Annotated in this window: 11 protein-coding genes and 1 tRNA gene; 7 read left to right on the top strand and 5 right to left on the bottom strand. The window is 30.5% G+C overall.

What is annotated here, in order from left to right; translation table 11 throughout:
- The coding region (locus tag J4418_04785; protein MBS3113370.1) for a ferritin-like domain-containing protein at positions 1-235 on the top strand (235 nt) is incomplete at its 5' end.
- 2 nt (positions 236-237) lie between these two features.
- Here J4418_04785 and J4418_04780 read toward each other — a convergent pair.
- Positions 238-555: a hypothetical protein gene (locus J4418_04780; GenBank protein MBS3113369.1), complete on the bottom strand. Its 318-nt coding sequence runs from the start codon at positions 553-555 to the stop codon at positions 238-240.
- A gap of 60 nt (positions 556-615) precedes the next feature.
- Entirely contained in the window at positions 616-1176 is a 561-nt protein-coding gene (locus J4418_04775) for a hypothetical protein (GenBank protein ID MBS3113368.1), read from the bottom strand.
- 216 nt (positions 1177-1392) lie between these two features.
- Between J4418_04775 and J4418_04770 the strand changes: the two genes are divergently transcribed.
- From J4418_04770 to J4418_04745, 6 genes are all read left to right on the top strand, one after another.
- The gene (locus tag J4418_04770) at positions 1393-2136 is read left to right on the top strand and encodes a 50S ribosome-binding GTPase (GenBank protein ID MBS3113367.1); all 744 of its coding nucleotides are present in this window, start codon (positions 1393-1395) and stop codon (positions 2134-2136) included.
- Between the two features lie 36 nt (positions 2137-2172).
- Complete coding sequence (truD, locus tag J4418_04765) at positions 2173-3300, top strand: tRNA pseudouridine(13) synthase TruD (GenBank protein ID MBS3113366.1); 1128 nt, start codon at positions 2173-2175, stop codon at positions 3298-3300.
- A gap of 111 nt (positions 3301-3411) precedes the next feature.
- Complete coding sequence (locus tag J4418_04760; protein MBS3113365.1) at positions 3412-3885, top strand: hypothetical protein; 474 nt, start codon at positions 3412-3414, stop codon at positions 3883-3885.
- A 71-nt stretch (positions 3886-3956) separates the two neighbouring features.
- The gene (locus J4418_04755) at positions 3957-5093 is read left to right on the top strand and encodes a methyltransferase (GenBank protein MBS3113364.1); all 1137 of its coding nucleotides are present in this window, start codon (positions 3957-3959) and stop codon (positions 5091-5093) included.
- Positions 5094-5103: 10 nt separating this feature from the next.
- Complete coding sequence (locus J4418_04750; protein MBS3113363.1) at positions 5104-5313, top strand: hypothetical protein; 210 nt, start codon at positions 5104-5106, stop codon at positions 5311-5313.
- A gap of 19 nt (positions 5314-5332) precedes the next feature.
- Positions 5333-5590 (top strand): hypothetical protein, encoded by a 258-nt coding sequence (locus J4418_04745; protein ID MBS3113362.1) that lies wholly within the window; start codon positions 5333-5335, stop codon positions 5588-5590.
- An 82-nt stretch (positions 5591-5672) separates the two neighbouring features.
- Here J4418_04745 and J4418_04740 read toward each other — a convergent pair whose 3' ends face one another.
- From J4418_04740 to proS, 3 genes are all read right to left on the bottom strand, one after another.
- Complete coding sequence (locus J4418_04740) at positions 5673-6596, bottom strand: transcription initiation factor IIB (protein ID MBS3113361.1); 924 nt, start codon at positions 6594-6596, stop codon at positions 5673-5675.
- 258 nt (positions 6597-6854) lie between these two features.
- A tRNA-Ser gene (locus J4418_04735) sits at positions 6855-6938 on the bottom strand.
- 101 nt (positions 6939-7039) lie between these two features.
- Complete coding sequence (gene proS / locus J4418_04730) at positions 7040-8491, bottom strand: proline--tRNA ligase (GenBank protein MBS3113360.1); 1452 nt, start codon at positions 8489-8491, stop codon at positions 7040-7042.
- Positions 8492-8508 lie beyond the last annotated feature (17 nt).

Genomic DNA, 8508 nt, shown 5'->3' with positions numbered 1-8508 from the left:
TGATTTTTTTAGTGGCAGTCCTTCAGTTAAAGTTGATAAAATTTTGACAGCTACAAAAAATGAAAAAATGCTTCAACAAGATTTAATGGGAGAAGAAGATGCAATTCGTAGGTATAAAGAAAGAATTGTTCAGGCGGAAGCGTTGCAAGAATTTGCACTTGCAACTCAGTTACGGAACATTCTTGCAATAGAACAAGAACACGCTATGGATCTTAAACAAGCTCTAGGTAAATAGAGTTATTTTCTTTTAATTAATTTGACATTGGAACTAATTTCATATGCCAAAACAGCTTCTTGGTCATAATGGTTTAGAGTTAGTTGAATAATTTTGTCTATTTCAAATTCAGTGCAATAAATTCTCACAGGAATCATTTTGTCAATAAACAAAATTTCATCTTGATTTATCCATTCTCCTTTGGCAGTTTTCAATATAGTTAATCCGCCCACAATTTCTTTGACTTTTTCATCCCATTCCTTATGGTGCAAAAGGGGATATTGTTTTCCGCCATTAGAATAATCCGGCACTAAAATTTCCCCTATTGATTTTAAGGTCATAATTAAATAAAATGATTATTAATTTAAAAATATACCTAAATAAAAGAAAAAATAAGAATCTTATTCCGAATCTTCAGCATATAAAAAACTATACCACGGATGTTTTTCAGTTACGTTTCCGTTGTTGTCTAGTTCAAATCTCTTTGTTGCTTTACCGTTGATAAAACCTAAAAATTTCACCGGTTCCTGAGCTTTGATTGTAACTGCCCCGGTTTCCTCGTTAACTTCTTCAACTTCAACATTTTCCATTCTTTCAAATCTTGCTTGTAAATGTTCTTGGAATTTTATCAGATTTTGTTCTAGTCTCTGTATAGCATTTTCATTGGTAACTTTAGTTAAAGCATTTTCAAGACCTTTTATTTTATCTTGCATTTTAGCTTTCACTTGTCCAGCCATTTCAGTGCTTTTGTTTTCTGCCATTATTTTGGGCACAGATTCTGCCGCTTTATCATTCATAGCTTTCTCTTCTTTAGCTATTATTGGTTCAGGGCGATCTTGATCAACTGCATCAACCATAACACCAGTTTCAGGATTACTCCCAACTTCTTCGTCGTTGTGGTATGCCGTTACTAAAGAACTAACTAAAATTAAAATAAATAATACTGCACTAAATCTTTTCATGTAACATCACCAATATAAGTTAGTTGCTTTAGCTTTATAAATATTACGTTAAGTTGGCGCTATCGTTTAATTGACAATTAGTGTGTTCGTATTTAATTAAATAAGCAAGAGAGTTCTTACAGACTTTAAATTTATATTAGATATATTAAAAGACTATTTAGATGGAATAATTAATAATCAGTAAGTATTTATATTGGATTCAATTAATATATTTTTATGTTAAAAAATTTTTGGGATATTGTTCATAAAGTGATAAAAGATTCGGATATTTTAATATTAGTGTTAGATGCCCGGTTTATAAATGAAACTAGAAATCCTGAAGTTGAAGAGAATGTTAAGGCATCAAAAAAACCCTTAATTTATGTTATAACAAAATGCGATCTTGTCGATAAAACTATTTTAGATAAGATCGTTCTAAAACCTTCTGTGTTTATTTCTTCAGTAAAGCATCTAGGCACTACTTTATTAAGAAAACAAATTTTAATGGTAGGTAAAATACATTACAAGGACAAAGAAAAATTTGTAGTTGGTGTTTTAGGTTATCCAAATGTAGGTAAATCTTCGTTAATTAACGCGGTGAAGGGTAAAAACTCGGCTCCCTCTAGTTCCGTAAGTGGGTTTACTAAGGGTGCAATGAAAATTAAAGCCGATAATAAAATTTTATTTATTGACAGTCCGGGTGTAATTCCGTTTATGGAAAAGGATAAAAATAAGCATGCATTTATTGGAGCAACTGAATTTAATAAAGTAGAAAATCCTGATGTGGCTGTAACAGATTTAATGGAAAAATTTCCCGGTAAGATTGAAGCTTACTATGGGATAGAGATTTCAGAAGACTTTGAAGAATCAATTGTGGCAATCGCAAAGAAAAGAAATTTATTAAAAAAAGGTAATTGTCCTGATCAGGTTCGGGCTTCAAGAATGATACTCCACGATTGGCAAACCGGTAAGATTAAATAATTTTTTGAAAAAAACAAGATAGTTTTATTTAATAAAATGGGAATCAAAATTAGAAGAATACCTGAAGATTTTAAAGTATTTGAATTAAATAAGTTTAATATTCTTAAAAGAGGCAAATATAAACTTTATCTTCTCAAAAAAAAAAATTTGGAAACTTTCGATTTAGTTGATTATCTTTCCAGAACAAACCAAATACCTCGCGGTGCTTTCGGCATTGCGGGATTAAAAGATAAACATGCAGTAACTGAACAATATTTGACATTGGATGATAAATATGAACTAAAAATATTGTCTGAAAATAATTTTTCCTTAATTTTATTGGGTTATTTGAATAATCCCATCAAGATAGGCGATTTGCGCGGAAATAGATTCGAAATTATTATCAGGGGCATAACTGGAAGGGAGTTACATGGAATTTCTACAAAATGTAATGATTTATCTGTTCCTAATTATTATGATTCCCAAAGATTTGGGAGCGTACATAATAAGGATTTTATCATTAAATATATAATTAAAAAGGATTATGAAACTGCTGTAAAAATTTATCTTACTTCTTTTTCAAAGTTTGAAATTAAAAAAATAAAACAGGATAAAATTTTAATTTTAAATAATTGGGGGAAACCAGTTAAATTAAAAACAAGGTGTTTATCACATATTGTTGATACATATCAAAAAACTAGGGATTGGTTAAAAGCTTATCAGAAAATACCTGCTAATGCAAGGGAAATGTTCGTTTTTGCCTATCAGAGTTATCTTTGGAATGAGTGCATTAAATTATTATTAAAAAAACATTTTGATAAGCATTCTCTTTACTCCGTAAAATATAATGTTGGAAGCTTGTTATTTTTTAAACAAAGTATTAACGGACTGCCTAAATCATTTCAGACACTCAGTTCAAATATGCAAGTAGAGTCATATGAAAAAGAAATTATAAAAACGGTTTTAGAAAAAGAAAAATTAGATTTAAAAGATTTTGATATTAATATTTCAGGGAATTTTTTTAAAACATATAAACGTGAGATTATAATTGCCCCCGCAAACATTTCTATTTCTTCTCCTACAAATGACGAATTTTTGCGTAATAAATACAAAATAAAGGTATGTTTTACTTTACCTAAAGGAAGCTATGCAACCATTATAATAAAGCGTTTATTTAATTTTTGATTTTTGGTGATTAGCGCACTGGACACTGGACATTTATGCGTGAAACTTATAAATGGGGAAGTTATCATTATTGATAATATTTTTTAGTTTATGATAACATGAGGTGAAAAAATGACTAAAGCTCCAAGTATTTCCAGGGACACGCCATTGAATGAGTTAATTCTTAGAAGATACGAAAAACCTGAATCAATTCAAGAGCGTGAATTAGTTAGAAAACTTTGTTTATCACTGGGAATGTTACAACCCGGAGATTCTAGAGATGTTATGGTAGACATTTTAGATGTATTGCTTCGGCAAAGAAATAAGAGACAGGAGCTTACTTCGGAAGAGATAAGGGCTTTAGTAATTACAAATAGAAAAAAATATAACTTACCGATGAGCGGAATTGCCTCTTCAAATATCAGGAGACAATTAAAACGTTTAAGAGATATTATGTTAGTAGAAAAAGTAATTAATAATTATAGGATTACGGAGTTTTCTAAACTTGGTGAAGTTTTTAACGATAAATTAGAGCGTTATCTTTTAACATCTATAATACACAGGATTAAAGAATATATTAGTCGAATAGATGAGACATATAATTAATTGAATAGATGAGATATATAATTAATCTACCGAAAACTATATATAGGAAACTATTTCCCCAAATCTCTATGATATACGAACCACAAGAGGACACTAATTTAATATTAAAATTCATTAAAAAATACGCTTCAGGCCAAGTGTTAGATATGGGTACAGGTTCAGGCATTCTTGCTAGAGAGGCATTAAAGTATACTCAAAAAGTTACGGCTGTTGATGTTAATCCGGAAGCAATTGATTATGCAAAAGCCAATTCTGATAAAATAATTGAATTCAAGATTTCAAATTTATTTCAAAATATAAAACAAAGATATAATCTTATTATTTTTAACCCACCATATCTTCCGGAAGATAAACTTGAAGACACGGCATCAAGACAAATTACTACCGGGGGTAAACATGGTTATGAGGTTATTGAAACGTTTCTTGAGCAAGCTAATGAATATCTTGAAGATAATGGTAAAATTTTGCTAGTGTTTAGTTCCTTAACAAATAAAGATTATGTTGATGAAATTATTAATAAATGCCTTTTTCAGTTTAAACTTATAGAGACAGAGATTTTGCCAATGTTTGAACAACTTTATTTGTATCAGATTGATAAAACTCCGTTATTAAAAAAATTAAATGAGATTAAGGAGTTTAGGTTTTTAAATAAAGGCCATAGGGGATATATTTATACTGGTAAATTTAAAAATAAAAAAGTTACAATTAAATTAAAAAATCCTAAATCTAAAGCCTGCGGCAGAATCAAGAATGAGGTAGAAATTTTAAAGGTTTTAAATAAAAAAAAAATCGGTCCTAAAGTTTTAAAAGCAACTAATGATTATTTTATATATGATTATATCGATGGGCAATTTTTCCCGCAGTATGTGAAAGAATCAAATAAAGAGGATATTATGGTAGTTATCCGGAATTTATTTCAGCAATGCTATGAAATGGATAAATTAAAGATTAATAAAGAGGAGATGCATCATCCCCATAAACATATTTTAATTAAATCAACGCCTATTTTATTAGATTTTGAGAGAGCAAATAAATCAACAAAACCGCATAATGTTACGCAATTTTGCCAATATTTATCTATGATGAAACCAGATTTAAAAAAGAAGAAAGTTTTTATAAATATTACCAAACTTAGAGAACTTTCCAGAGATTATAAAAAGTCTTATGATAAAAAGATTTTAGGTAAAATTATAAATAGCATACTTTAATTTTAATTCTATGTTCACATGCGTGATTTTTGCAGATAAAAACGAATTATTCAACATTGTAAATTTTGATAAGGTTAAAAGGTTAAATATTATTAGTATTCCCAAACTTGATAAGGGTTACGGATTATTTTATAATGATGATAAAGAGAAATATATTGATAAATCATTTTCAGGAAATTATTTAATGTTTATTTTATTAATCTTTAGAATCTTATTATAGATGATGAAGGTGTTTGAGTATGGATGATCTTGAAATTAAGACTAGGTTTTATTCAAATGAAATGACAATTGAGATTATTAACAAATCAATTAAAAAGGGATTATCTTCTAACCCGATGTTTGTTTATCATGCGCTGTATGCTTTAAAAAATTATATTCAACCTAAATTAAGAATGATGGCTAAGCTTAAGGCAGATAGGTATGAAAAAGATTGGTCAACTTATATTGATATTGCCTTTTTAATGTATAAACTTAATGAATACGATAAAATAAATTAAAATATCCCCCCCCTTTTCAATTATTTTTAACTGGGGTTATTCAATAGCCAAAATACCTGGTTTATAGTGAGCTTTTGACAAATTAAGGTTTATTTTTTTTCTTTACTTTTTTAACATCGCTGCCAAGTTTAAGCTTTTCAAGCAACTCTTTATACCTATTTCTAATAGTAACTTCAGTTACACCGGCTACATCCGCAACTTCTCTTTGTGTGCGTTTTTCGCCATGTAATAATGCCGCAACATATAAAGATGCAGCAGCTATACCAGTTGGACCTCTACCGGATGTAAGTTCGGCCTTTTGCGCTTTTTCCAGAATTTCTATTGCAGTTGACTGAGTTTCAGGGTTAAGTTTTAAAGCTGAGCTAAATCTTGCGATGTAATCCGCAGGGTTGCTTGGTAGGATACTTATTCCGAGTTCTCTTGTTATAAATCTATAAGTTCTACCTATTTCTTTCTTTTCGATGTTTGAACTTTCTGCAAGCTCGTCAAGTGTTCTTGGAACTTCATGCCTTCTGCAAGCAGCGTATAATGCGCCCGCAACAACAGATTCCATTGAACGGCCCCGCACAAGACCTCTTTGCACAGCTTGCGTATAAATTCTTGCAGCTTCTTCTTCTACAGATTTAGGTAATTTTAAGTAGCTTGATACTCTTTTAAGTTCAGCGAGCGCAAGTTTTAAATTTCTTTCAATAGCAGTACTTATTCTATATTGCCATTTTCTTAATCTAAAAAATTTACTTCTACTTTTTCCTTGTAATTTTAATAAATCTCCTTTTTGGCCCACTTCTGTGCCTAAACCTTTGTCATATTCAGTATAAGTCATAGGTGCGCCGGTTCTGCGTTTTCTTTCTACCCCTTCAGAGTCAAATGCTCTCCATTCCTGGCTAAAATCAACCATTTTATCTTCAATAACAAGACCACAGTCTTTACAAATAATTTCTCCTTTTTCTTGGTTCCAAAATAAATTTATACTTCCACATTCCGGGCATTTTTTTACCATTGACATATTTAAAACCTCCTGGTTTTCTAAGCGCAAATTTTTTGTATGAGCTTAAATTTTATGAATATTAATTATGTTTTAGTATCTATTTCATATTTTTTTAAAAAAGTCAATTAATAATGACTACAATAACTTTATATATATGAATGAAGATTAGTTTATAAAACTTGTGTTTTTTTAGTTTATTTTTTTAGTAGATTTTTATATGGTAAAGAATTAAAATAAGAATGATCTAATTTCACATAAAAATTGCTTAAAAAATAGCGCTGCGACCCGGATTTGAACCGGGAAATCCCTAAGGAAACTGGCTCTCAAGGCCAGCGCACTACCGAGTTATGCGATCGCAGCATAAAAGAATAGAACTAGAAATGGTTTATAAATTTAACTTTTCTTAGGCATATTATTTTCTTATAAAAATTATCTATATTAAATGTTACAGCAAAATCTAATTAATAAGAACGCCCGAATAAGAAATACATTTTAGCATCTTTACCACAATATATGCATTTTTTACCTTTCATCGAAGGCTGTTTAAATGGGCTGTTAAGAGTTTTAACGCCATTTGTTTCATCTTTAATCAAATCTTCACACTTTCTTTCAGCGCACCAATAAGCCTGTACAATTTTCTTGTTATCAACAGCTTCCAAGAACTCTTTCCTGTTTTTAACTTCCAAGGTATTATCTTCTAACATTTTTTTAGCTTTCTTGAACAAACTTTTTTGCATATCATCTAGCATTTTAGGCACTTGTTTATGTATATCTTCCAGTTTGACAGATTCTTTTTTTAAAGTATCACGCCTAACCAGTATTGCAGTGCCATTTTCAATATCTTTTGGTCCAAGTTCGATACGTATGGGAACTCCTTTCAATTCCCATTCATTAAATTTCCATCCTGCTGAATATTCATTTCTATCATCAAGGATAACTTTTAATTTTTGCTTATCTAGTTTTTTTTTAATCTCTTCAGCTTTAGCAAGGACTTTTTTTTTAGTATCATCAAATAATATAGGTACAATAACAATTTGTTCAGAAGCGATTTTAGGCGGCAGAACCAAACCATTATCATCACTATGCACCGCAACAGCTACACCAAGCATCCGGGATGAGATTGCCCAGGTATTTTGCCATGCATATTGTTCTTTTTCGGTTTGGTCTAAATATTTAATCTCGTAAGCTTTTGCAAAGTTTTGTCCGTTATGGTGAAAATCAGGTCCTTGAATAGAACGGCCATTAGGCATGTAAAATTCCATTGAGGTTGTAAATACTGCGCCAGCAAACTTTTCTTTTTCACTTTTATTTCCAATATGCGCGGGTATTGCCAAATAATTTTCGCAAATATCTGTATACATATCAATTATTTGTTTTTGTTCAGCTAAAGCTTCTTCTTCGGTAGCAAAAACCGTGTGTCCTTCATTAAATAAGAATTCTCTGGTTCTAAGTAAAGGAGTTGCATGCTTAAATTCCCATCTTACAACATTACTCCATTGGTTTAGTTTTATAGGCAAATCTCTCCATGACCTTGTCCAATTTGAGAATGAAGGATACATGATAGCTTCAGATGTAGGACGTACAGCCAACCGTTCACTTAATTTTGTATTGCCTGCATGAGTTACCCATGCGACTTCAGGCGCAAATCCTTTGACATGGTCGGCTTCTTTTGTCAAAAATTTTTCAGGAATAAACATTGGAAAATAAACATTTTTAATACCCAAAGGTTTAATCCTTGTATCAACTTCATCTCTTATCTTTTCCCAGACTGCCCAGATTCTTGGTTTGAATACTATACAACCGGAAACTTCAGTATAATCAGTTAAATCTGCTTTCTGTAGAATTTGAGTGAACCATTCACTAAAATCATTTGATTTCTTAACGGTTAAACCAATCTTATTTTCTTTACTCATACACTTACAAAAGAATT

This window comes from Candidatus Woesearchaeota archaeon (genome assembly GCA_018303425.1).
Taxonomy (GTDB): Archaea; Nanobdellota; Nanobdellia; order Woesearchaeales; family JAGVYF01; genus JAGVYF01.
The sequence above is the reverse complement of the archived record's forward strand: the minus strand, read 5'-3'. Positions and strand labels throughout refer to the sequence as shown.